Origin of the sequence: Mesorhizobium sp. M0496 (genome assembly GCF_040321205.1) — a bacterium.
In the GTDB taxonomy this organism is placed as follows: Bacteria; Pseudomonadota; Alphaproteobacteria; order Rhizobiales; family Rhizobiaceae; genus Mesorhizobium.
This window is the reverse complement of sequence record NZ_JAMYRC010000017.1, coordinates 79,143-101,719: the sequence shown is the minus strand read 5'-3', so window position 1 is coordinate 101,719 and position 22,577 is coordinate 79,143. Positions and strand designations below refer to the sequence as shown.

Annotated in this window: 19 protein-coding genes and 1 riboswitch; of the genes, 9 read left to right on the top strand and 10 right to left on the bottom strand. The window is 62.6% G+C overall.

Annotated features, from left to right (window positions below):
* Positions 1 to 33: 33 nt before the first annotated feature.
* From NKI73_RS16740 to NKI73_RS16725, 4 genes are all read right to left on the bottom strand, one after another.
* The gene (locus NKI73_RS16740; RefSeq protein ID WP_352631515.1) at positions 34 to 3,174 is read right to left on the bottom strand and encodes an efflux RND transporter permease subunit; all 3,141 of its coding nucleotides are present in this window, start codon (positions 3,172 to 3,174) and stop codon (positions 34 to 36) included.
* 192 nt (positions 3,175 to 3,366) lie between these two features.
* The gene (locus NKI73_RS16735) at positions 3,367 to 4,515 is read right to left on the bottom strand and encodes an efflux RND transporter periplasmic adaptor subunit (protein WP_352631513.1); all 1,149 of its coding nucleotides are present in this window, start codon (positions 4,513 to 4,515) and stop codon (positions 3,367 to 3,369) included.
* Between the two features lie 56 nt (positions 4,516 to 4,571).
* Positions 4,572 to 5,180 (bottom strand): TetR/AcrR family transcriptional regulator, encoded by a 609-nt coding sequence (locus NKI73_RS16730; protein ID WP_352631511.1) that lies wholly within the window; start codon positions 5,178 to 5,180, stop codon positions 4,572 to 4,574.
* A gap of 188 nt (positions 5,181 to 5,368) precedes the next feature.
* A complete protein-coding gene (locus tag NKI73_RS16725) occupies positions 5,369 to 7,009 on the bottom strand; it encodes an acyl-CoA synthetase (RefSeq protein WP_352631510.1) in 1,641 nt (546 codons plus the stop codon).
* 190 nt (positions 7,010 to 7,199) lie between these two features.
* Here NKI73_RS16725 and NKI73_RS16720 point away from each other — a divergent pair, with 190 nt between their 5' ends.
* The 4 genes from NKI73_RS16720 (at position 7,200) to NKI73_RS16705 (ending at position 10,914) form a co-directional block, all read left to right on the top strand.
* Positions 7,200 to 8,165 carry a sugar-binding transcriptional regulator gene (locus tag NKI73_RS16720; protein WP_352631508.1) on the top strand — a complete coding sequence of 322 codons (966 nt, stop codon included), beginning with the start codon at positions 7,200 to 7,202 and terminating at the stop codon, positions 8,163 to 8,165.
* 90 nt (positions 8,166 to 8,255) lie between these two features.
* Entirely contained in the window at positions 8,256 to 10,310 is a 2,055-nt protein-coding gene (locus NKI73_RS16715; RefSeq protein WP_352631507.1) for a bifunctional aldolase/short-chain dehydrogenase, read from the top strand.
* Between the two features lie 72 nt (positions 10,311 to 10,382).
* Entirely contained in the window at positions 10,383 to 10,640 is a 258-nt protein-coding gene (locus tag NKI73_RS16710) for a type II toxin-antitoxin system RelB/DinJ family antitoxin (RefSeq protein WP_023758994.1), read from the top strand.
* A 1-nt stretch (position 10,641) separates the two neighbouring features.
* A complete protein-coding gene (locus tag NKI73_RS16705; RefSeq protein ID WP_352631505.1) occupies positions 10,642 to 10,914 on the top strand; it encodes a type II toxin-antitoxin system RelE/ParE family toxin in 273 nt (90 codons plus the stop codon).
* A 15-nt stretch (positions 10,915 to 10,929) separates the two neighbouring features.
* Here the strand turns inward: NKI73_RS16705 and NKI73_RS16700 are convergent, their stop codons facing one another.
* From NKI73_RS16700 to NKI73_RS16685, 4 genes are all read right to left on the bottom strand, one after another.
* Complete coding sequence (locus NKI73_RS16700; RefSeq protein ID WP_352631503.1) at positions 10,930 to 11,775, bottom strand: acyl-CoA thioester hydrolase/BAAT C-terminal domain-containing protein; 846 nt, start codon at positions 11,773 to 11,775, stop codon at positions 10,930 to 10,932.
* 104 nt (positions 11,776 to 11,879) lie between these two features.
* Positions 11,880 to 12,932 carry a substrate-binding domain-containing protein gene (locus NKI73_RS16695; protein WP_352631501.1) on the bottom strand — a complete coding sequence of 351 codons (1,053 nt, stop codon included), beginning with the start codon at positions 12,930 to 12,932 and terminating at the stop codon, positions 11,880 to 11,882.
* Between the two features lie 50 nt (positions 12,933 to 12,982).
* Complete coding sequence (locus NKI73_RS16690; protein ID WP_352631499.1) at positions 12,983 to 13,978, bottom strand: ABC transporter permease; 996 nt, start codon at positions 13,976 to 13,978, stop codon at positions 12,983 to 12,985.
* An 82-nt stretch (positions 13,979 to 14,060) separates the two neighbouring features.
* Entirely contained in the window at positions 14,061 to 15,572 is a 1,512-nt protein-coding gene (locus tag NKI73_RS16685; RefSeq protein ID WP_352631497.1) for a sugar ABC transporter ATP-binding protein, read from the bottom strand.
* Positions 15,573 to 15,707: 135 nt separating this feature from the next.
* Between NKI73_RS16685 and mtnK the strand changes: the two genes are divergently transcribed.
* Together mtnK and mtnA are read left to right on the top strand one after the other, a co-directional pair.
* On the top strand, positions 15,708 to 16,982 hold the full coding sequence (mtnK, locus tag NKI73_RS16680) for an S-methyl-5-thioribose kinase (RefSeq protein ID WP_352631495.1): 1,275 nt from the start codon (positions 15,708 to 15,710) through the stop codon (positions 16,980 to 16,982).
* Positions 16,979 to 18,073: an S-methyl-5-thioribose-1-phosphate isomerase gene (gene mtnA, locus NKI73_RS16675; protein ID WP_352631493.1), complete on the top strand. Its 1,095-nt coding sequence runs from the start codon at positions 16,979 to 16,981 to the stop codon at positions 18,071 to 18,073. The genes mtnK and mtnA overlap by 4 nt, the downstream gene beginning before the upstream one ends.
* Before the next feature lie 18 nt (positions 18,074 to 18,091).
* Here mtnA and NKI73_RS16670 read toward each other — a convergent pair whose 3' ends face one another.
* Entirely contained in the window at positions 18,092 to 18,631 is a 540-nt protein-coding gene (locus tag NKI73_RS16670) for an Lrp/AsnC family transcriptional regulator (RefSeq protein WP_352631492.1), read from the bottom strand.
* 48 nt (positions 18,632 to 18,679) lie between these two features.
* Between NKI73_RS16670 and NKI73_RS16665 the strand changes: the two genes are divergently transcribed.
* Positions 18,680 to 19,855 (top strand): MFS transporter, encoded by a 1,176-nt coding sequence (locus tag NKI73_RS16665; protein WP_352631491.1) that lies wholly within the window; start codon positions 18,680 to 18,682, stop codon positions 19,853 to 19,855.
* A 71-nt stretch (positions 19,856 to 19,926) separates the two neighbouring features.
* Positions 19,927 to 20,074: riboswitch (FMN riboswitch) on the top strand.
* Positions 20,075 to 20,151: 77 nt separating this feature from the next.
* Entirely contained in the window at positions 20,152 to 20,625 is a 474-nt protein-coding gene (locus NKI73_RS16660; RefSeq protein ID WP_352631532.1) for a 6,7-dimethyl-8-ribityllumazine synthase, read from the top strand.
* Between the two features lie 140 nt (positions 20,626 to 20,765).
* Here NKI73_RS16660 and NKI73_RS16655 read toward each other — a convergent pair whose 3' ends face one another.
* Positions 20,766 to 21,113, bottom strand: a complete 348-nt coding sequence (locus NKI73_RS16655) for a hypothetical protein (RefSeq protein ID WP_352631489.1) — start codon at positions 21,111 to 21,113, stop codon at positions 20,766 to 20,768.
* A gap of 375 nt (positions 21,114 to 21,488) precedes the next feature.
* Between NKI73_RS16655 and fba the strand changes: the two genes are divergently transcribed.
* Positions 21,489 to 22,553: a class II fructose-bisphosphate aldolase gene (fba, locus tag NKI73_RS16650; protein WP_352631487.1), complete on the top strand. Its 1,065-nt coding sequence runs from the start codon at positions 21,489 to 21,491 to the stop codon at positions 22,551 to 22,553.
* Positions 22,554 to 22,577 lie beyond the last annotated feature (24 nt).

The window sequence follows — 22,577 nt, the reverse complement described above, 5'->3', positions numbered from 1 at the left end:
CGGCCGGTCGAAACTCGACCGGCCGATTGTCGTTTACTCTGCCGCCAGAGCCAGTTGGGGCCTTTCGGCTTTTTCGCTGGCCGCCAGATCGTCTTCCTTCTCGGCAACCCTCTTGGGCTCGCGGCCGAAGAACAGCGCGTAGCCAGCCGGCAGAACCAGGATGGTCAACACGGTGGCGACGAGGATGCCGCCCATCATGGCGTAGGCGAGCGGCCCCCAGAACACGCCGCGCGAGATCGGGATCAGTGCCAGCACCGCCGTCATCGCCGTCAGCACGATCGGCCGGAAGCGGCGCACGGCCGAGCCGATGATCGCTTCGGAGCGTTCCATGCCTCTCGCGATATCCTGGTCGATCTGATCGACCAGGATGATCGAGTTGCGCATGATGATGCCGAGCAGCGCGATGACACCGAGGATGGCGACGAAGCCGAACGGCGCGCCGCTGATCAAAAGGGCGGCCGCGGCACCGATGATGCCGAGAGGACCGGTTGCCAGAACCAGCATCGCCTTGCCGAAATGCTGCAGCTGGATCATCAACAGCACGACGATGACGGCCAGCATGATCGGCGCCTTGGCTGCGATCGAGGCCTGGCTTTCCGCCGAATCCTCCGCACCGCCCTGGATTTCGATCTTGTAGCCGGGCGCCAGCCCGTTACGCAGGCCCTGCATATCCTTGTACATCTTGGTGATGACGTCGTTGGACTGCACGCCGTCGGGCAACGTCGCCCGCACGCTGATGGTCGGCAAGCGGTCGCGGCGCCATTCGATGCCTTGCTCCAGCACCGGCACAACCTTGGCCACCTGCGACAGCGGCACGGACCCGCCGAAATCGGTCGGAATATAGACGGAGTCGACCGAGGACAGCAGGCTGCGGCTGGCATCCGGCTCGCGGGCGACGATCGACACCGTCTCCTCGCCGTCGCGGAAGTCGTCGAGCGGCACGCCGGACATAGCCGCCCGCAGCGTCTGGCGGATGCGCTGCGAGGTGACGCCGAGCGCACGGGCGCGATCCTGGTCGATGTCCAGCTTCATGGCCGGCACCGGTTCGAGCCAGTCGTCATGGACTGCGCCAAGAAGCGGATCCTCACGGAACTTCGCCTTCACCTGGTCGGCGATGCGGCGTACCTCCTGGCGATCCGGCCCCATGACGCGCATCTGCACCGGCCATCCGGTCGGCGGACCGAGGAACAGACGGTCGACCTTGGCGCGGATCGACGGAAAATCCTCGGCCAGGACGGTGCGCAATTTGACGATCAGCCGTTCGCGGGCCGGTTCGTCATTGGCCATGACGAGCAGCTGGGCAAAGTTCGGGTTGCTCAGCTGCTGATCGAGCGGCAGGAAGAAGCGCGGCGCACCCTCGCCGATATAGGTGGCGATGAAGCGCTTGTCCTTGTCGTCCATCATCTTGGCTTCTAGCGCCTTGGCCTGTGCTTCGACCTCCTTGACGCTGGTGCCTTCCGGCAGCCAGAGATCGACGAGGATTTCCGGACGCGAAGACTGCGGAAAGAAGTTCTGCGGGATGAACTGGAACGCCCACAGGCTGGTGCCGAAGGTCGCCAGCGTCATCGTCAGGACGATGATGCGATGGCGCACCGCCCAGCCGACGGTTCCGCGCAGCCGGCGATAGAAGCGCGTGTCAAAGGCGTCGTGGTGGCTGCCGGCATGCTTGCGCTGCTTGAGGATCATGTTGCCGAGCCATGGCGTGAAATACACCGCGACGAACCAGGAGACGACCAGCGCGATGCCGACGACATAGAACAGGGTGCGGACATATTCGCCGGCCGTCGAGGCGGCGAAGCCGACCGGGATGAAGCCGGCCGTGGTGATCAGCGTGCCGGTCAGCATCGGGAAGGCGGTCGAGGAATAGGCGAAGCTTGCCGCCTCGATCTTGACCAGCCCCTCTTCCAGCTTGCGCTCCATCATTTCGACGACGATCATGGCGTCGTCGACGAGCAGGCCGAGCGCGATGATCAGCGCGCCGAGCGAGATGCGCTGCAGGTCGATGCCGAGTTCGTACATGATGGCGAAGGTGGCGGCGAGCACCAGCGGGATGGTGATGGCGATGATGAGGCCCGAGCGCCAGCCGATCGACAGGAACGAGACGACGAGCACGATCAGCAGCGCCTCGCCGAGCGCATGCATGAACTCGGCCACCGCATCCGTGACGACGCCCGGCTGATCGGAAATCTGGTCGACCGAAACACCATAGGGCAGCGCCTCCTCGAAGCGCTTGTAGGTGGCCTCGACGTCCTTGCCGACATCGGTAACCTTGAAGCCTTTGGCCATGACGACGCCAAGCTGCACGCTGTCATGACCGTTGAAACGGTATTTGCGCTGGAACGGATCTTCCAGCCCCGAGGTCACCGTGGCGATGTCGCCCAGCCTTGTGACCTGGCCGCCGGCGCGCAGGCGCAGGTTTCGGATGTCCTCTACCTTGGCGACGTCGCCTTCGACGGAAATGCGCACCGAATTGGTGCCGGTGTCGACGGATCCGGCCGGATCGACATTGTTCTGTCCCTTGATCGCGTTCTGCAGATCGGTCAGCGTCAGGCCGCGTTCGGCGAGCGCCTTGGACGACACGTCGATATAGAGCTTTTCCGGCTGGTCGCCGATGATCACGGCCTTCTCGACGCCGGGCGTCGTCAAAAGCATGTCGCGCGCCTGGATAGCGAACTTCTTCAGCTCGGGATAACTGAAGCCGTCACCGCTGATCGAATGCAGCGTGATGAAAGTGTCACCGAACTCATCGTTGAAATAGGGCCCGAGCAGGCCTTGCGGCAGATCGCCTGATATATCGCCGACTTTCTTGCGCACCTGATAGAAGGCGTCGGTCACCTCGGCGGTGTTGGTGTCGCCCTTGATCTGGACCGTGATGATGGCGCTGCCGGCGCGGGTGAAGGAGCGCACGAAGTCGAGATGCGGCGTTTCCTGCAGCTTGCGCTCGATCTTGTTGACGACCTGGTCTTCCATCTCCTGGATCGACGAGCCCGGCCAAATTGCCTGGACGACCATGACCCGGAAGGTGAAATCGGGATCTTCCTTCTGGCCCATACGCATCAGGCCGAGCGCGCCGGAAATGATGATCAAGCCGAACAGGAACCGCGCAATAGACGGATGGCCTATTGCCCAGCGCGACAGGTTGAAGGGCCGCTTCTCTTCCGTGGAATTGGTCATGGATGCAGATCCATCTGTTCAGCAATCGAGGTTCGGAGTGGCTTCCGGGCGGTAAGGCTCTCCGAGAGGAGAAACGCTCATCGCGGTGGGACGCGAAAATCGATGTGGGGGTTACATCAATCGAGCGTCTCGGGTGGGCGCTTGCCGCCCGGAAACCAGCGGCTGCGGGAACGCGCAGCCGGTTGTCTGTTGTCAGCGCACCTGCTTGGTGTCGCCGCCGTCACCCGCAGCGGACGCGGATTGCAGCAAGGTGTCACCGGCGAGCTTCACCTTCAGGTTCTCGGTCATGAACTGCGTGCCGGCAGCGACCACGACATCGCCAGGTTTCAAACCCTCGGCGACACGCACGCCATCGGCGGCGAATTCTGCAACCTTGACCGGGCGGGCATGAACAGTGTCGGCGCCACGATCGACGGTCCAAACGATCGATTGGGTGCCTTGCTCGGCCAGTGCGCTCAGCGGGATCGAGACGAGCTGCCGCTCATTGGCGGCCGAGGCTTCGATGCTGGCGGTCATGCCGAGAAGCACGCGCGGATCCTTGGGCAGGCTGACGCGGACGGCAAAGGTGCGCGACTGCGGATCGGCGCTGCCGGCGACTTCACGGACCTTGCCGTCTAGCGCCAGCGCGTCGTCGGACCAAAAGCCCGCCTTCACGACCTTGCCCGGCTTGAATTCGGCGATTTCCATTTCCGGGACGGCGATCAGCACTTCCTTTTCGCCGTCGACGGCGACGGTGACCACCGGCGAGCCGGAGCCGACCACTTGGCCGACATCGGCACTGACAGCCGTGACGATGCCGGCCCTGTCGGCCTTGAGATCGGTATAGCCGACCTGGTTCCTGGCTTGGGCAAGCGTCGAGCGGGCGGAATCGCGGGTGGCGACCGCCTGGTCATAGCTCAGCGTTGCCTGTTCGAGCTGCGATTTCGGCGCGAATTTCTTGTCAAACAGCTGTTCGGCGCGCTTGCGGGCAAGCTCTGATGTCTCGACCTGCCGATCGGCGGCATCAAGTGCTGCCTGCGCACTCTTGACCGAAAGATCGTAGTCAATGGGATCGATCCGGGCGAGGACGTCGCCCGAGGCCACATGCTGGCCGATGTCGACGAGGCGCTCGGTGATCTTGCCGTTGACGCGGAAAGCCAATGCGCTTTCGGTGCGAGCCCGTACCGAGCCAGAATAGGAGAGCGTGCGGGTGTCATGCGCCTGGGCGATCTCGACGACCTTGACCGGACGGATGATATCCTTGACCTCGGCTTTCTCCTGCGAGCAGCCGGCAAGCCCGAGCGCCGCGGCCATCAGGCCGGCAACTGGCAGCTTGCGGAGGATGGAACTGGACAAAGACACTTTGGCACTCCCGAACTGGAGATGAATTGTCGACACAGACGCCCGGCGGGCGGCAGCTATTTCTTTAGAGCCCTGATCGCATAGTCGATCAGGTCGTCGGGCATCGCCCGGTTGGTCTTGGCGAGGCACTGCGCCACCATCTGCGGGTGGCAGAGGATGACGGTGGCGGCGCCGAAGCATCGCGACGCAGTCACCGGATCCTGTTCCCTGAACTCACCGGCCTCGATGCCGTCGCGGATCACGTCCGCAAACAGGTCGTGAATGCTGTCGACATGCTTGTCGATGACGCCCCAGTCCCGTTCGAGCGCGACGATGACAATCTCGTGGACCTTCTGCTCGTCGAGCATGACTTCCATCGTCATCTTGTATTGGGCATGTATGTAGCGCCGAAGCCGCTCCTCGGCGCTGATCGGCAGATGGGCAATCTCGTAGGCCATCTTATAGCTTGCGCCGAGCATCCGACCGCAGACCGCCTGGTGGATTTCCACCTTGGAAGCGAAGAAGCGGTAGATGTTGGCCGGCGACATGCCGAGTTCGCGGGCGATGTCGGCGACATTGGTCTTGCCGTAGCCGTAGTGCCGGAACAGGCGCTCTGCGCAGTCGAGAACGCGCGTCACATTTTCCTGTCGGGCGGCTTCGGCGACTATGGTGGCGGCTTCGGACATGATCCTCTGTCAATTTACGAGTGACGAATTTCAATTTTCATCACTCGTAAATCGAAATGGGCGGCCTGTCAATGCGGATTCGGTGTACGCGTACGATTGGTGACAGATGGTGACATTCGATAGACGTCACGAAGCTGCCCGAGGATGCGGACTGCTGAAAATATTTTCCGCGAGAGGCCGTCGGCGTTTCAGGCGACCTTTGCCATTTCCCGCAGCCGGAACTTCTGGATCTTGCCGGTCGAGGTTTTGGGGATTTCGGCGAAGATCACCGCCTTCGGCACTTTGAAACGGGCAAGCAGCGCGCGGCAGTGGTCGATGATCTCGGCTTCGGTCGCGCTCTTGCCGGGCTTCAGCTCGACATAGGCGACGGGCACCTCGCCCCATTTGTCGTCGGGCCTGGCGACAACACCGCAAGAGGCGACGGAGGGGTGTTTGTAGAGCGCATCCTCGACCTCGATCGAAGAAATGTTCTCGCCACCCGAGATGATGATGTCCTTGGAGCGGTCCTTGAGCTGGATGTAGCCATCGGCGTGCATGACACCGAGATCGCCGGAATGGAACCAGCCGCCGGCAAAGGCCTCGTCGCTCGCCTTGCGGTTCTTCAGATAGCCCTTCATGACGATGTTGCCGCGGAACATGACCTCGCCGATGGTCTGGCCGTCGGCTGGCGTCGGCTGCATCGTCTCGGGGTCCATGACGGTCAGGCCTTCGAGTGCCGCGTAGCGTACGCCCTGCCGTGCCTTCTTGGCGCTGCGCTCGCGCTTTTCGAGATCGTCCCAGGCGCCGTGCCATTCGTTGACGACCGCCGGGCCATAGGTCTCGGTCAGGCCGTAGAGATGGGTGACGGCAAAGCCGGCATCGGCCATCCCCGACAGCACAGCTTCCGGCGGGGGTGCTGCGGCCGTGTTGAAGGTGACCGTCTGCGGGAACTCCCGCTTGTCCTCGTCCTTCGCATTGATCAGCACCGACATGACCACGGGCGCGCCGCAGAGATGCGTGACGCCGAGATCGGCAATCGCATCGTAGATCGGCTTCGGCCGCACCCAGCGCAGGCAGACATGGGTGCCGGCCTGGACGGCGAGCGTCCAGGGAAAGCACCAGCCATTGCAGTGGAACATCGGCAGCGTCCACAGATAGACGGCGTGCTTGGCCATGCCGGCATGTATGGTGTTGGTGTAGGCCATCAGGGCGGCACCGCGATGATGGTAGACGACACCCTTCGGATTGCCTGTGGTGCCGGAGGTGTAGTTGAGCGAGATGGCATCCCATTCGTCGTCGGGCATCGACCAGACGAAGTCCGCGTCGCCGCCGGCGACGAAATCCTCATAGTCGAGCGCGCCAATGCGCTCGCCTTTCGGATAGGGCGCATCGGCGGCGTATTCGGGATCGTCGTAGTCGATGACCAGCGGCTTGACCTTAGCCAACTCCAGGGCCTGCTTGACGACGCTCGAAAATTCCCGATCGACGATCAGTATCCTGGTCTCCGCGTGGTCGAGCTGGAAGGCGATGACCGCAGCATCGAGGCGGGTGTTGAGCGAGTGCAGCACCGCCTTGGTCATCGGCACGCCGAAATGCGCCTCCAGCATCGGCGGCGTGTTGGACAGCATGACGGTGACCGTGTCGCCCTTGCCGACGCCGCGCTTGTCGAGCGCCGAGGCGAGCTTCAGCGAGCGCTGCCAGAAATTGCGATAGTCGATGCGCTGGCGGCCGTGGATGATGGCGATATGGTCGGGATAGGTCCTGGCTGCGCGCTCCAGATAGGTGAGCGGTGTCAGCGGCTGGTGGTTGGCCGCGTTCTTGTCGAGATCCTGTTCGTAAGGATTGCCCATCACATGCTCCCCGCGCTTTTCTCTAGGACCTTCTAATCACAGGCTCGGGCCGCGTCACCATCAACGATGCCCCGTTGGAGCGCATTTGGCGCAATGATGATCCAGATTCGCCGGGCGGATGGGCATTGCATACCCTTGCCGAGTTTGACTTTTGTCGAGAGCCATGAATAATGTCAGCCGAGGAGACGGCATGGCGATCCGACCGGCAGAACAGCTCATCCACAAGGCCGCCTGGCTCTATTATGCCCATGGCCTGCGACAGGACCAGGTGGCGAGCCAGCTTAACATTTCCCGTGCCTCGGTCGCCATGTATCTGCGCAAGGCGCGCGAGACCGGCATCGTCAACATCTCGACCTCCACCCAGCTTTTCACCGACGACGTGCTGGCGCGCAAGCTCGAGGATGCGCTGGGCCTCGACGCCGTCTGGATCGCGCCGGAAAACGCCCATATCGCCGACCCGTCGACGGAAATCGCCGTGCTGGCGGCAAGCGTCTTTCTCGAACTGGTCAAGAAGGGCGACCGCATCGGCGTCGCCTGGGGCCGCACCGTCTACATGATCGCCGACATCATGTCTTATGCCGACCTGCAGGACGTCACGGTGGTGCAGCTCTGCGGCAATCTCGGCGCACCCTATTCCTACCGGCCCGACCAGTGCACGATGGAAATCGCGCGGCGGCTCAACGCCAAGGGGCTCAACTTCTACGCACCGCTGGTGCTGTCGACGGAAGAGCTGGCACGCGCGCTGCGCGCCGAACCGGTGATCCGCGAACAACTGTCGGGCGTGAGCGAATGCGATCTGGCGCTGTACTCGGTCGGCGCGGTCGACGCCGACAGCCATCTGGTCAAATGCGGCGCGCTGACACCAAGTGAAATGGCGGAACTGCGCAGGCAGGGTGCGGCCGGCGTCATTGCCGGGCAGATCATCGACGCCGATGGCAAGCTGCTCGACTGCAGCTACAACCGCCGGGTGATCTCCGCCGAACTGTCCTCGCTGCGCCCCATCGCCAGACGGCTGATGGTGGTGCAGGAAGACAGCAAGTTCGAACCGCTGCTCGCGGCCATCGCGGGCGGACTTTGCACGCATCTTGTGGTCGGCGCGCGCATGGCACAGCGGCTCTTGGATCATGCCCGCGCGGCAACAGAAAAGGCCTCCTAGGAACCACCATCCTCGCCGCCGGCGCATTGTCATCAAAGCGTCGCGGCATTCCTGTTTCACCATCAAAGACAGCAACCGGACGAAGCGAACATGAAGAACCTTTGGAATGACGATGCAGCCGAAAAGCTCGTTGCCGACTATGCAAAGAAGGGCGTCGGCCGCGATCTGGCCTTGCGCGTCTACACGACCCGGCTGCTGGGCGGCGAACCAAGGCTGGTTCTGCATGGCGGCGGCAATACATCCTGCAAGACGACGGCCGTCGATCTCGTCGGTGACGAGTGGGACGTGCTGTGCGTCAAGGGCAGCGGCTGGGACATGGGCGTCATCGAGCCGCAGGGTCTGCCGGCGGTCAAGCTCAAGCCGCTGCTCAAGGCGCGCGCGCTGAACAGTTTGGCCGACGAGGACATGGTTGCCCTGCAACGCGTCAACCTCATCGACCCGTCATCGCCCAACCCTTCGGTCGAGACGCTGCTGCATGCCTTCCTGCCGCACAAATTCGTCGACCACACGCACTCGACCGCCATCCTCGCCATCGTCGACCAGGAAGACTCCAAGCCGCTGGTGAAGACGGTCTTCGGGAGCAAGATGGGTTACGTGCCCTACATCATGCCCGGCTTCGACCTTGCCAAGGCGGCGGCCGATATCTTCGACGCCGACCCCACGGTTGAGGGCCTGATCCTCGACAAGCATGGCATCTTCACCTTCGGCGACGATGCCAGGCAGGCCTACGACCGGATGATCCACTATGTGAACGTCGCCGAGGACTACATTGCCGTAAGCGGCAAGCCCAAGGCGGCAAAGGCGGCCTTGCCGGCAAAACTCGCGACACCGGCCTCCATCGCGCCGACGCTTCGCGGCGCCGTCGCCGTGGCGCGCGGCGAAGGCCGCTTCGACCGCATGATCAGCGACTTCCGCACTTCGCCGGACATCGCCGATTTCATCAATTCGGCCGAGATTGCCGATTATGCTGGACGCGGGGTGTCGACGCCCGATCTGTCGATCCGCATCAAGACCGGGCCGATGGCGCTGCCGGCGCCCGATGCAGACAAGGCCGGCGACTACAGGGCTGTGATCCAGAGCCACGTTGACGCTTTCGCCAAGGATTACCGCGCCTATTTCGAGACCAATGACGCGCTCGACGACGTCAAGCGCACCATGCTCGACCAGATGCCACGGCTGACGCTGGTGCCGGGCCTCGGCATGTTTGGCCATGGCCGCACGCTGAAGGATGCGAAGATCGCGTCGGATGTCGGCGAGATGTGGATCGAGGCGGTGCGCGGCGCCGAAGCCGTCGGCCGGTTCCATCCGCTCTCCAAGGCCGATCTGTTCCCGCTCGAATACTGGTCGCTCGAGCAGGCCAAGCTCGCCTCCAACAAGCCGAAGCCGCTGACCGGCCAGGTGGTGCTGATCACCGGCGGTGCCGGCGCAATCGGTGCAGCGACGGCAAAACTGTTCGCCGACAATGGCGCCCATGCCGTCGTCGTCGATCTCGACGCCGAAAAGGCCGCCGAGGCGGCGAAGAAAGCCGGCAACAATTCGATCGGTGTCGCCGCCGACATTACCGATCCGGCACAGGTGCGTGCCGCCTTCGACAGAGCGATCGCCGTGTTCGGCGGTGTCGACATCCTGGTGTCCAATGCCGGTGCTGCCTGGGAAGGCCGGATCGGCGAACTCGACGATGCGCTTTTGCGCAGGAGTTTCGAGCTCAACTTCTTCGCCCACCAGTCGGTGGCGCAGAACGCCGTGCGCATCATGCTCGAACAGGGCACAGGCGGCGTGTTGTTGTTCAACACCTCCAAACAAGCAGTCAATCCGGGCCCGAAGTTCGGCGCCTATGGAGTGCCGAAGGCGGCGACCCTGTTCCTGTCCAGGCAATACGCGCTCGACTATGGCGCGCACGGCATCCGCTCCAACGCCGTCAATGCCGACCGCATCCGCTCGGGGCTTTTGACCGACGCCATGATCGCCAGCCGTTCGGGCGCGCGCGGCGTGTCGGAGAAGGACTACATGTCCGGCAATCTGCTCGGCCAGGAAGTGACGGCGCAGGACGTGGCGCAGGCGTTCCTGCACCACGCGCTGGCCGACCGGACCACCGCCGACGTGACGACGGTGGATGGCGGCAACATCGCGGCGGCACTGCGGTAGACGAAAGTCTCAACAGGCTTGCGTAGTTGGTAGTCTGTAGCTACATTGTGGCTCAACTAGAGGAGTCATAGCATGGCAACAGATACCGTAGTTCGCGCTCGGATCGATACGGCGACAAAAGATCAGGCAACAGAAGCCTTGGCGGCAATGGGCCTGTCGGTTTCTGACGCCATCCGCCTGCTTTTGGTTCGCGTCGCTGCCGACAAGGAATTTCCCTTTCCGGTGAAGGTGCCTAACGCAACCACTCGAAAGGCCATGGCCGAATTGGAACAGGGCAAGGGCAAGCGTTTCGCTTCGGCCGATGAGCTGTTCAAGGATTTGGGCATCTGATGTGCTGACGCCTGTTCGCTCCGGGCAATTCCGTCGCGACGTGAAACGTATGGAGAAGCGTGGCAAAGACCTTGGCAAATTGCGCGAACTGCTCGGCCGGCTGATCGCCGGAAACGAGCTACCGGCGAGTTATAAGGATCACCCCATGAAAGGCGACTGGAAAGGCTATCGTGACGCGCACATAGAACCGGACTGGCTCTTGATCTATCGGGTGGCCAGCGACGAATTACAGCTTGCTCGCACCGGCTCTCACTCCGATCTGTTCAACGAGTAGCCCGAAACCGGTCTGCTACAGCAGTTCCTGGATGCCTTCCCAAGCCTTTCTGCCAAGCCTTGAATCAGCCTCGTCATTGCCGCCATGCGCATGCAGTGCCGAGCGTGGAGTGTTTTCGCCTGGCAGGAGAATGCGGTGACCCGCCTCCGGCGATGAAACGAGACGGGTGACCTTACCAGCTCCACCGCGCCGCCGAACAATGTCCGTCGCGAACCATAGGGAGGGCCACAGCGCGTCGTCGCCACCTGCGACAAGCAGAATCTCGGCCGATGCGGTCTCGACGGGGATGGTCGCCGCCTTTGCTTCCCGTTCGAAGGCTTTCAAGCAATGCTCGAAGTGTCCCCGGTAGGACACAAGGCCATCCACATACTCTCGGCCCCAATTCGGGTCCGTCGGCACGAACGGCAGGGGAATACCGTCGAGCGACCATGAAGATCGCTCAGGCCAGCTGACACCATCCCGGCCCGCACCGATATTTCCCCAAACCACCGATGACGGGCTGATTGCGACCACGACGTTGATTCTCGGGTCATGGACCGCCGCGAGCAATGATGCCTCGGCACCCTTGGATGTGCCGACGTAGACGACGCGGCGGCATCCTGTTTCAATGAGATAATCGGTTGCCGCAAAGAAGGTTTCGAGGGGAATTTCGCATATTCCTGGAGCCTGGCCGTCACCGCCAAACCATTGCAAAGCCAGGGCCGACGAGCCCTCGTTTGCAAAGAGACGTGCGCGCCCGACATCGACGCGGCCGCTCGATCCACCCAGCACCACGACGCCGGTGGTAGCGTGCGGGCATCGAAGCAATGTTCCAGCGACGGCGCCGGACAGGTCTTCCTCGATTACCGCCTGTGCTTCCATATACGCACCGAACCTTGGGCCGGCACCTACGAGCCAGCTCTACAAATATTCGGCAAGAAGGCCGCCTGCAACAAGCTGCTGCAAGCGGCCTTCGATAGCGACGCCTACTTGACGTTCGGGTTCGGCATCCAGGCTGGCATCGCGACATCGGCATGGGCGAACTGCGGCAGCTTGGCCGACAGGTCTTCCATGTTCTTGATGTCCTTGTCGATGAGGTCCTTCTGGGTGATCAGCGTCGGCGGCACGACGACGTTGTGGCCGGGGTCTTCACCGGCCAGCAGCTGTGCCAGCGCACGCACCGAGACCTGGCCGACGACGGCCGGATTGGTGGCGGCGGTCGCCGCCCAGGCACTGTCGGGCTCGCGCATCGCTGATATATCCGAGGTCGAAATGTCGGCCGAATAGATCTTGATGCCCTTGTTGAGGCCGGCTTCGTCGACAGCGATCTTCACGCCCTTGGCGAATTCGTCATAGGGCGCGAACATCACCTTGATATCGGGATGGGCCGACAGCACCGACCGCGCCTGATTGGCGACGGAGTTGGCGATCGGGTTGTCGAGCGTGCCGAACATCGCGACTTCCTTGACGCCCGCATATTTCTTCTTCACGTCGACCCAGGTCTCGTTGCGGCGGTCGAGCGGCGCGATGCCGGCGACATAGACATAGCCGGCATTCCAGCTCTCGCCATTGTCCTTGACCGCCTGCTCGAGCGCGAGGCGCGCCAAGTCACGGTCGGATTGCTCGACCTGCGGGATCTTGGGGTTTTCGACATTGACGTCGAAGGCCACCACCTTGATGCCGGCGTCGACCGCGCGCTGGGCTGCGTCCTTCATCGATTCCGTCAGGCCGTGCTGGATGATGATGCCCTGCACGCCGAGCGCGATGGCCTGGTCGACCATATCGGACTGAAGCGCGGCGTCCTGGCGGCTGTCGAGCACGCGCAGGTCGATGCCGAGAGCCTTCGACTGCGCCTCGACGCCCGAGAGATAGGCCTGGAAGAAGTCGCCGGTCGAGAGATAACGCACCAGCGCGATCTTGACCCCAGGCTTATCGAAAGGCGCCGGCTTGTCCGCGGCAAAAGCCGGGACCTGCATCAGCATGGTTGCGCCGGCCAATCCGAGCGCCATCTTCCCCAGAAGTCTTCTTGTAATGCTCATTTTGTTTTCCTCCACTCTTGTTGAACCCAAAATCCTGTTCCGGTCGAAAGCTACCTCCTGCCCCTGCCCGAAAGGGCAAAGGTGAAGACAAGGGCGACGACCAGAACCACGCCCTTGACGAAATCCTGCGTGTAGTAAGGCGCGTTCATCATCGTCAGGCCTTGCAGCAAGATGCCGACGAACAGCGCGCCGATGGCGGTGCCGAAGGCGTTCGGCTTTGCGGCGCCGAGCACCGCGTAGCCGATCAGCGCCGCGGCAACAGCATCGAGCAGCAGATTATTACCCGAGGCGATGTCGCCGCGCCCGAGCCGGGCAGCGAGCAAAATGCCGCCGATCGAGGCAAAAACTCCTGAAATGACGTAGGCCCAGATCTTGTATGCCTTGACAGGCGCGCCGGCGAGTTCGGCGGCGCGCTCGTTGCTGCCGACCGCATACATCATGCGGCCGAAGCGGGTGTATTCGAGGAAGAACCAGATCAGCACGGCGAGCACGAGCAGCACCACGACCGACACCGGAATGAGGTTGGGGATGAAGAAATCGAAGCGGTGGCGGCCGAGCGCCAGGAAGGCGTCAGAGAATTTGCCGTTGGCGACCGAACCGTCCGGCATGGTCATGCCGGTGGCAATCGAACGGCCTTCGGTCGGAATGCGCTGCAGGCCGACGAGCAGGAACATCATGCCGAGCGTCGCCAGCAGATCGGGCACGCGCATGTAGACGATCAGCCAGCCGTTGATCAGGCCGACAATGGCGCCGATCAGGAGGCAGACGACGACCGCGATGAAAGCGTTCTGCTCCAGCACCACCATGACATAGGCGGCCGCCATCATGGCCGATGTGGCGACCGAGCCGATCGACAGGTCGAAGCCGCCGACGACGAGCGTCGCGGTGACGCCGAGCGCCAGCACGCCGGTGATGGCGACCGACTGGAAGATGAAGACGGCACTTTGCGGCGAGACGAAACCGTCGGCGGCGATCGCGAAATAGGCGACGAGCCCGAACAGGAGCACGATAAACCCATAGCGGATGGCATGGTCGCGCAACGTCATTCAGCGCTCCCGCGCGCCGCTGCCGTCTTTACCCAACTCGAACCCATGGTCTCTCCGTTCCAATTCCTATTCATCGCTGCCTTCATGCGGCACTGTGCAGCGGACCGCCGGCGACCTCGGCCAGCAGACGATCGAGATCCACATCGGCATTGCGGTGCTCGCCGACGAGGGTCTGCTCAGACATCACCAGGATGCGGTCGGCGGTTTCCAGCGCCTCGTCGAGCTCTGTGACGAACAACAGCGTGGCGCGGCCGTTTGCACTCGCTCTCAGCTTGGCGGCAATGTCGCGCCGGGCGGAAATGTCGACGCCCTGAAACGGCTCGTCCAGAATGAACAGTCTTGCATCCTGAGCCATCCAGCGGGCGACCATCACCTTCTGCTGGTTGCCGCCGGACAGCTCCGACATCTCGTCCTTCTCGGAGCGGCAGACGATGCCCAGTTCCTGAATCTGCCGGCGGGCGGTGGCGCGTTCGAGACGGCGCTTGAGAACAGCGAAACGTGACATGCGCTTGTGAAACGGCAGGCTGATATTTTCCTGGATGTTGAAGCCGCCGACGATGCCGTTTTCGCCGCGGTCCTTGGCGACGAGGAACACGCCGGCGGCGATCGCCTCACCCGTTGATCGCGGCGCATAAGGCTTGCCGTTCATCGTCATGGTGCCGGACAATGGCTGGCGCACGCCAAACAACGTCTCGGCGAGCGCCGTTTTGCCAACACCGACGAGCCCGGTGATCGCAACGACCTCGCCGTCGCCGAGCGTCAGCGAGATCGGCTTGGCGCCCGGCGCGATGCGCAGGCCTTCGATCGTCAGGATTGCCTTGGCCGAATTCCTGACAACGATCTGGTCGAGATGGATCTTGCGGCCGAGCATGGCGTTGACCGCGCCTTCATAGTCGAGCGGCTTCATGTCGAAGATGCCCGAGATGATCCCGTCGCGCATGGAGACGATCCGGTCGGCCAACCGCCTGATATCCGACATGCGATGCGAGATGTAGAGGATCGCCACGCCTTGCTCGCGCAGCCTGTCGATCAGCGTAAACAGCCGATCAGCCTCGGTGCTGGAGAGCGATGAGGTCGGCTCATCGAGGATCAGCACTTTCGGCTGGTGCGCCAGTGCGCGGGCAATCGCCACCATCTGGCGATCGGCCAGCGAAAGATCGCTGACGCGGGCTTTCAAATCGATGGCCAGCCCCATGCGGTCGGCGACCGCCTTGGCCTCCCGGCGCACTCGGACCGGATTGAACAGGGTCGGCGCACCGCCGCCGCTCAGCCTGTCCAGGGTCAGATTGGTGGCGACGTCGAGATCGGCGACGACACCGTCATTGATGTTCTGGTGAACGGTGACGACACCGGCGCGGATCGCCTCAGCCGGGGTTTTCGGCGCAAAATCCTGGTTGGCGAGCGCCATCGTGCCGCCACCGCGTTCGTAGACGCCGGAGATGATCTTGACGAGGGTGGATTTGCCGGCGCCGTTGGCGCCCATCAGCACGGTCGCTTCGCCCGCATGCAATTCAAGCGAGACGCCGCCAAGCACCTCGTTGTGGCCAAAGGATTTCCTCAGTCCCTCTACGCGGAACACGGCATTGCCGACCATGCGTTCCTCCCTGACATGACGCTATGGGCTGTACCGGCAATTGTCAACACGATTGACAATTGCCAGATCGCTTCCTAGCTTGGCCCAGCCGCCATGCCTCAATTATGTTGGGAGCGCATATGCGGGAGGATGACGATGACTGAAAATTTACCGTTCGAAGCCCTGTCGGTCGAGACCCTGGCTGCCCGCCTTGCCACAAACGACGCGCTGTGCGCGAAGATCGGCAATGACACCGCACGCTGGAAGGTCCGCGAGGTCGGTGACGGCAATCTCAACCTCGTCTTCATCGTCGAGGGCGCCAGCGGTGCGGCGGTGGTCAAGCAGGCCCTGCCCTATGTCCGTCTGGTCGGCGACAGCTGGCCGCTGCCTTTAAAACGCTCCTTCTTCGAATATCATGCGCTGACAAGGCAAGAGGCGCGCGCGCCGGGTTCGGTGCCGGCGATCCATTATTTCGATGAACGCCAGGCGCTGATCATCATGGAGTATTTGGCGCCGCCGCACATCATCCTGCGCCGCGCGCTGATCGAAGGCCGGCAATTGCCGAACATTGCCCGGGATATCGGCCTGTTCATGGCCCGCACGCTGTTTCGTGGCTCCGACCTGCATATGGCGGCCAAGGACCGCAAGGCCGACCTGGCGCTGTTCGCCGACAATGTCGAGCTTTGCGACATCACCGAGAGCCTGGTGTTCTCCGACCCCTATTTCGACGCCAAGATGAACCGGCACACCAGCCCGCAACTGGACGGCATCGTCGCCGAATTGCGCGCCGACCGCGACCTCAAGGTCGAGGCGCAGCGGCTGAAGCACATCTTTGCCGCCAATGCCGAAACGCTGCTGCATGGCGATTTGCATTCCGGCTCGATCATGGTCACCGACACCGAAACCCGGATGATCGATCCGGAGTTCGCCTTCTACGGCCCGATGGCCTTCGATGTCGGCATGCTGCTCGCCAATTTCTGGATGTCGTTCTTCTCGCAGCGCGGGCATGAGCAGGAAGGAAAGCGCGATGCCATGCGCGCCTATCTGCTCGGCGTGACGGTCGAGACCTGGTCAGTGTTCCGCGCCGAATTCTCGCATCTGTGGCGCACCGAACGCACCGGCATGCTCTATCAGAAGAGCCTGTTCGAGGCTCAGGGCGACAGGCTTGGCGCCGAGCAGGCGCTCGACCATGTGCTGCACCAGATCTGGACCGATCTGCTCGGCTTTGCCGGCATCGAGGTTCACCGGCGCATCCTCGGCCTTGCCCACAATGCCGATTTCGAGACCATTGCCGACGAGGATCTGCGCGCCAGTTGTGAAGCAAAGGCGCTGAAATTCGGTCGTCACATCGCCGTCAACCGGCGCCATATCCACAGCATCGACGAGGTCAACCAACTGGCCGCGCTGATCGAACAGGAGAGCAGCATTTGAACGTCGGCGACCGCCACTATCGCACCATCTGGCTGAGCGACGACGGGCGTTCGGTGGAGATCATCGACCAGCGCTGGCTGCCGCATGATTTCCGCATCGAGACGATCGGCACGGTTGCCGGCATCGCCACCGCGATCCGCGACATGTGGGTGCGCGGCGCGCCGCTGATCGGCGTCACCGCTGCCTATGGCGTCGCCATGCAGATGGCCGACGATGCGTCCGATGTAGCGCTCGACGCCGTCTGGGAGACGTTGCACGAGACGCGCCCGACCGCGATCAATCTGCGCTGGGCGCTGGATGAAATGCGGCGCTTTCTGCGCCCGCTGCCGGCAGAACAACGCGCCGAAGCCGCCTATCGGCGGGCCCGTGAGATCGCCGACGAGGATGTCGGGCTCAACCGCGCCATCGGCGAGAACGGCCTCGCCATCATCAAGGCGATCGCGGCGCGCAAGCAGAAGGGCGAGCCGGTCAACATCCTGACGCACTGCAATGCCGGCTGGCTGGCCACCGTCGACTACGGCACCGCCACCGCGCCGATCTATCTGGCGACAGAGGCCGGCATTCCGGTCCACGTCTATGTCGACGAGACGCGGCCGCGCAACCAGGGCGCCCAGTTGACCGCCTGGGAGATGGCGGGGCACGGTGTGCCGCATACGCTGATCGTCGACAATGCCGGCGGCCATCTGATGCAGCGCGGCGAGATCGACATGGTCATCGTCGGCACCGACCGCACGACTGCCAATGGGGATGTCTGCAACAAGATCGGCACCTACCTCAAGGCGCTCGCCGCCGCCGACAATGATGTGCCGTTCTATGTCGCACTGCCGTCGCCGACCATCGACTGGATGGTGCATGACGGGCTGACCGAAATCCCGATCGAGCAGCGCTCGGCCGATGAGGTCTCGCTGGTCTGGGGCAAGACCGCTGCCGGCGAGATTGCCCAGGTGCGCATTTCGCCGGAGACGACGCCCGCGGCAAACCCGGCTTTCGACGTGACGCCGGCGCGGCTGGTGACCGGCCTGATCACCGAACGCGGCGTCGCCAAGGCATCGCGCGAAGGCTTGAAGGCCATGTTTCCCGAGCGCGGGTAGGAGCCGGTCGTCGAACCCTCAATACAGCGGCTTGGCCATGTGCCGCGGCGTTGGCCACTCGGTGGTGGTGCCGGGCTGCACCGGCCGCTCGAGATAGGTCGACAGCACCACATAGCTGCGTGTCGAGGTGACGCCAGGCGTTTCGTAAAGGCGCGACAGCAATCCCTCGAGCGCCCTGGTGTCCTCGGTGCGGACCTTGAGCAGCATGCAGCTGTCACCGGCGACCGAATGGATCTCCTCAACTTCCGGATACTCCGAGACCGCCATCAGTTCCGGAGTCTTTCCCCAGCCTTTGGTATCAATATGCACGAAAGCCAGCAGCGGCTTTTTTACCGCCCGGGGATCGATGATCGCTGCGGTGTTGCGGATGGCGCCGGTGCGCCGAAGGCGTTTGACCCGCTCGTGCGCGGCAGGAGGCGACAAGCCCACGCGATCGCCCAGTTCGGCGTAGCTGATCGTGGCGTCGTCGACCAGGACGCCTAATATTCTTCGGTCTATCGCGTCGAGGTCGCGGGCCGCAGCCTTGTTCTGCGGAATACCATCTGTTTCTTCATCCATGACGACTTTCCCGATTGCAGCTGAATAAAATACGGCGATTATGACGATATGGCGAACGCAGATCAAGTTGCACCATTGGCGCCAAGCGCCCGAGCCCCTATCCCGGCGCTGGCTTACCTGCTGACCGGATGCATTGCGGTCATCGGCTCGAATTCGCTTGTGTTGGGTCCGATTGCACCTGCCGTGGCCTCGTCGTTCGGCACCAGTGTGCCGGCCGTGATGATTGCGGCGGCCGCGTTCGGCCTTGGCACCTCCGCAAGCGCGCTGTTCCTGGCCCGCTATATCGACCGGCTCGGCGCGCGCCGGATGCTGCAGGGCGCACTGTTGCTGCTGGCGATCGCGCTGGTCGCAAGTGCGATAGCGCCCACGGTGGTTATGCTGGTCGCGGCACAGTTGCTGGCGGGCATCGCTGCAGGCATAGCCATGCCGGCGATCTATGCCAGTGCGGCCGCCATCGCGCCGCCCGGCCGTGAAAGCGGCACGATCGGCGTCGTGCTGACCGGATGGACGCTCAGCATGGTGGCCGGTGTTTCGCTTTCGGCGGTGCTTGCCGATCTCGTACATTGGCGCGCCGTTTTCGCGGCGGTCGCGCTGCTGGCAATGCTGGCATTGGCCTGGCTCACACTGTCGTCGCTGAGCGACGTCAGGAAGAGCGGCCCGGCGCCGACGCCGCTGGACGCGCTCGGCATTCCCGGCATCGTGCCGCTGCTCATTGCCTGCGCCGCCTTCATGACCGCCTTCTACGGTGTCTATGGCTATCTCGGCGACCACCTTCACGTTGGACTTGGACAGCCGGTCAGCGCCAACGGCCTGGCGGCACTCGCCTATGGCATCGGCTTCGGCACGGCTGCTCTCCTCGATGGCGTCATCGACCGGCTTGGTGCGCGCCGAGTCATGCCATTCGCCTATCTTCTGGTCGCCGTCGTCTACGTCGCCATGGCCGCGACGAGCGGCAGTTTCGGGCTGACCTTGACCATGGTGGCGGTCTGGGGACTGGCCAATCATTTCGGGCTGAATGTCCTGGTGATGCGCCTGTCGGCACTTGATCCGTCGCGGCGCGGTACGATCATGGGCCTGAACAGCGCGGTGACCTATCTCGCCGTCTTTGTCGGCACAACCAGCTTCGGACCGCTTTACTCCAGCTTCGGCTTTGCCACTTGCGCAATGGTCGCGGCATTGCTGATGCTGGTTGCCGCTTCGGCGGCGGCTTGGCGCACGAGGTAGTCGACAGAACGTGACTGGCCTAACCTTCTCACGGTTGACAGCGGCACTCCTGCCCTTCCATAAAAAGCCGTTAAAGTTCTCAGGGCGGGGTGAAAGTCCCCACCGGCGGTAAGGGTCTCGGCCCAAGCCCGCGAGCGCTTTCCGGTAAAATCGGAAAGGTCAGCAGATCCGGTATGATTCCGGAGCCGACGGTTAGAGTCCGGATGGAAGAGAACGAAACGGAAAACGGACCGCTCACGCGAGCCGGAATTCGTATCGTGCGTCCTGATTCTGGTTCGAAACGGAAGGATGGACCCATGAATCAGCATTCCCATAAAGACTATGAAACTGTTCGCATCGCCGTCATTCGCGCGCGCTGGCATGCGGATATCGTCGACCAATGCGTGCAAGCCTTCGAGGCGGAGCTTTCCGCGCTTGGGGAGAAACGCTTCGCCGTCGATGTCTTCGATGTGCCGGGCGCCTATGAAATTCCGTTGCACGCCAAGACCCTGGCCCAAACCGGCCGCTATGCCGCGATCCTCGGCACCGCCTTTGTCGTCAATGGCGGCATCTACCGGCATGAGTTCGTCGCCAGCGCGGTGATCGACGGCATGATGAACGTGCAGTTGTCGACCGGCGTGCCGGTGCTGTCGGCGGTGCTCACCCCGCACAACTACCACGACAGCGCCGAGCACCACCGCTTCTTCTTCGAGCACTTCGCCGTCAAGGGCAAGGAAGCGGCCAACGCCTGCGTGCAACTCCTGGCGGCGCGGGAATTGATCGCGGCGTAAGGTCGCCAGATGTAGCACTAGATCGGAAGAGATCGATCACGAGCGGGGCGCATCATAATCGGGCGGATATTCATCTCCAGTGGCTTCGCCCCCCTCGCCAAGCCCGCTCTCCTCAAAGCGGTGAGGCCTTTTATTGGGGATTAATGGCCGCGCACGATGCGCTTCGCTACCCTGCCAACGACGCGGCCGAACAGAAAGAAAGCCATGATCGGAACGATATCTGTAGGGAGCAGAACGAGGCATATGAGTGCGGGGACATCTAAGCCGCCACCGATACCATGTTGTAGAAAACGGTCAGAATCTCGAAATACCAGAGCCACGAGAAGAACGAAAAATGCAGAAATCCAGCCCAGGATCGACGCGATGAGGCTCGCACGCGTGTCCCTTATAGGGAGGATTAGCCACGTCATAAATCCAACCGCCGCAACAAGGCAATAGAACGCAAGAAGGGCCTGCGGACCACCATAATCAAGTAGGGTCTTGTACATACTCGCAGACCTGTCCCGTCTAATAAACTCAAACATAGTGCCGCCGATCATAGGCATGATCTGCGGGGTAGGTAAATGCTGGAAGCCACGTGGGAGAAACCGAGACGCTCTATCCGACGATGTTGATGCGATCGTTTATCACAAGCCTAGCATTCCTGAGTGAGGGCATCGGCCTAACCGGGTGAAATTGCGCAGAGGTGCCACTTGATTTTGTGCGCCAAAACAGCCGGATTTCAGCCCTGCAACAAGAATTGCGATCGAGAAGACCTCTGAAGGTTGCGGTTGGGCTGAAATCCGGCCAGAAGCATCAAGGGCCGGCCGGCGAATGGCTGGCCCGCGACGTTGCGCTTGAAACCAGATACGGGAGACTATTGGGTGGCTCGCATAACACTGAGACAATTGCTCGACCACGCCGCCGAATACGGCTACGGCGTACCCGCCTTCAACATGAACAATATGGAACAGGGCCTCGCCATCATGGAGGCCGCCGAGGAGACCAAATCACCGGTCATCCTGCAGGCAAGCCGCGGGGCGCGGGCCTATGCCAATGACGTGGTGCTGGCCAAGCTGATCGATGCGCTGGTCGAAATCCATCCCGACATTCCGGTCTGCATGCATCTCGACCATGGCAACAACGAAGCCACCTGTGTCACCGCGATCCAGTACGGCTTCACCTCGGTCATGATGGACGGATCGCTGAAGGAAGACGGCAAGACGCCTGCCGACTACGCCTACAATTCCGGCATCACCAAACGCGTCGTCGACATGGCGCATTGGGGCGGCGTGTCCGTGGAAGGCGAGATCGGCGTGCTCGGTTCGCTGGAGAGCGGCGGCGGCGAGCAGGAAGACGGTCACGGCGTCGAAGGCGCGATCAGCCACGACCAGTTGCTGACCGATCCGGAACAGGCGGTGGAGTTCGCCAGGGATACCCATGTCGATGCGCTGGCGGTTGCCATGGGCACCAGCCATGGCGCCTACAAATTCTCGCGCAAGCCTGACGGCGCGGTGCTGGCCATGAACGTCATCGAGGAAATCCACCGCCGCCTGCCCAACATGCATCTGGTCATGCACGGTTCGTCCTCGGTGCCGGAGGACCTGCAGGAGATCATCAACAAATATGGCGGCCAGATGAAGCCAACCTGGGGCGTGCCGGTCGAGGAGATCCAGCGCGGCATCAAGCATGGCGTGCGCAAGATCAACATCGACACCGACAACCGCATGGCGCTGACCGGCGCGATCCGCAAGGTGCTGACCGAGAACCCGAGCGAGTTCGACCCGCGCAAATATCTGACACCGGCAATGGCGGCCATGCGCAAGCTCTGCAAGGAGCGCTTCGAACAGTTCGGCACCGCCGGCAACGCGCAGAAGATCAAGCCGCTGCCGGTCGCGGAGATGGCCAAGCGGTATAAGTCAGGCAGTCTCGACCCGAAGTTTGGCTGAGCTCCAGCGATCTCTCCCAGAGCT

What these genes read in the sequence shown, in the direction of transcription:
- NKI73_RS16710 (WP_023758994.1), top strand. Translation starts at nt 10,383, where the DNA reads ATGGCAACAGATACCGTAGTTCGCGCTCGGATCGATACGGCGACAAAA.
- NKI73_RS16720 (WP_352631508.1), top strand. Translation starts at nt 7,200, where the DNA reads ATGGCGATCCGACCGGCAGAACAGCTCATCCACAAGGCCGCCTGGCTC.
- mtnK (WP_352631495.1), top strand. Translation starts at nt 15,708, where the DNA reads ATGACTGAAAATTTACCGTTCGAAGCCCTGTCGGTCGAGACCCTGGCT.
- NKI73_RS16685 (WP_352631497.1), bottom strand. Translation starts at nt 15,572, where the DNA reads ATGGTCGGCAATGCCGTGTTCCGCGTAGAGGGACTGAGGAAATCCTTT.
- NKI73_RS16725 (WP_352631510.1), bottom strand. Translation starts at nt 7,009, where the DNA reads ATGGGCAATCCTTACGAACAGGATCTCGACAAGAACGCGGCCAACCAC.
- NKI73_RS16690 (WP_352631499.1), bottom strand. Translation starts at nt 13,978, where the DNA reads ATGACGTTGCGCGACCATGCCATCCGCTATGGGTTTATCGTGCTCCTG.
- NKI73_RS16730 (WP_352631511.1), bottom strand. Translation starts at nt 5,180, where the DNA reads ATGTCCGAAGCCGCCACCATAGTCGCCGAAGCCGCCCGACAGGAAAAT.
- NKI73_RS16700 (WP_352631503.1), bottom strand. Translation starts at nt 11,775, where the DNA reads ATGGAAGCACAGGCGGTAATCGAGGAAGACCTGTCCGGCGCCGTCGCT.
- NKI73_RS16655 (WP_352631489.1), bottom strand. Translation starts at nt 21,113, where the DNA reads ATGTACAAGACCCTACTTGATTATGGTGGTCCGCAGGCCCTTCTTGCG.
- NKI73_RS16715 (WP_352631507.1), top strand. Translation starts at nt 8,256, where the DNA reads ATGAAGAACCTTTGGAATGACGATGCAGCCGAAAAGCTCGTTGCCGAC.
- NKI73_RS16670 (WP_352631492.1), bottom strand. Translation starts at nt 18,631, where the DNA reads ATGGATGAAGAAACAGATGGTATTCCGCAGAACAAGGCTGCGGCCCGC.
- NKI73_RS16665 (WP_352631491.1), top strand. Translation starts at nt 18,680, where the DNA reads ATGGCGAACGCAGATCAAGTTGCACCATTGGCGCCAAGCGCCCGAGCC.
- NKI73_RS16695 (WP_352631501.1), bottom strand. Translation starts at nt 12,932, where the DNA reads ATGAGCATTACAAGAAGACTTCTGGGGAAGATGGCGCTCGGATTGGCC.
- NKI73_RS16660 (WP_352631532.1), top strand. Translation starts at nt 20,152, where the DNA reads ATGAATCAGCATTCCCATAAAGACTATGAAACTGTTCGCATCGCCGTC.
- NKI73_RS16740 (WP_352631515.1), bottom strand. Translation starts at nt 3,174, where the DNA reads ATGACCAATTCCACGGAAGAGAAGCGGCCCTTCAACCTGTCGCGCTGG.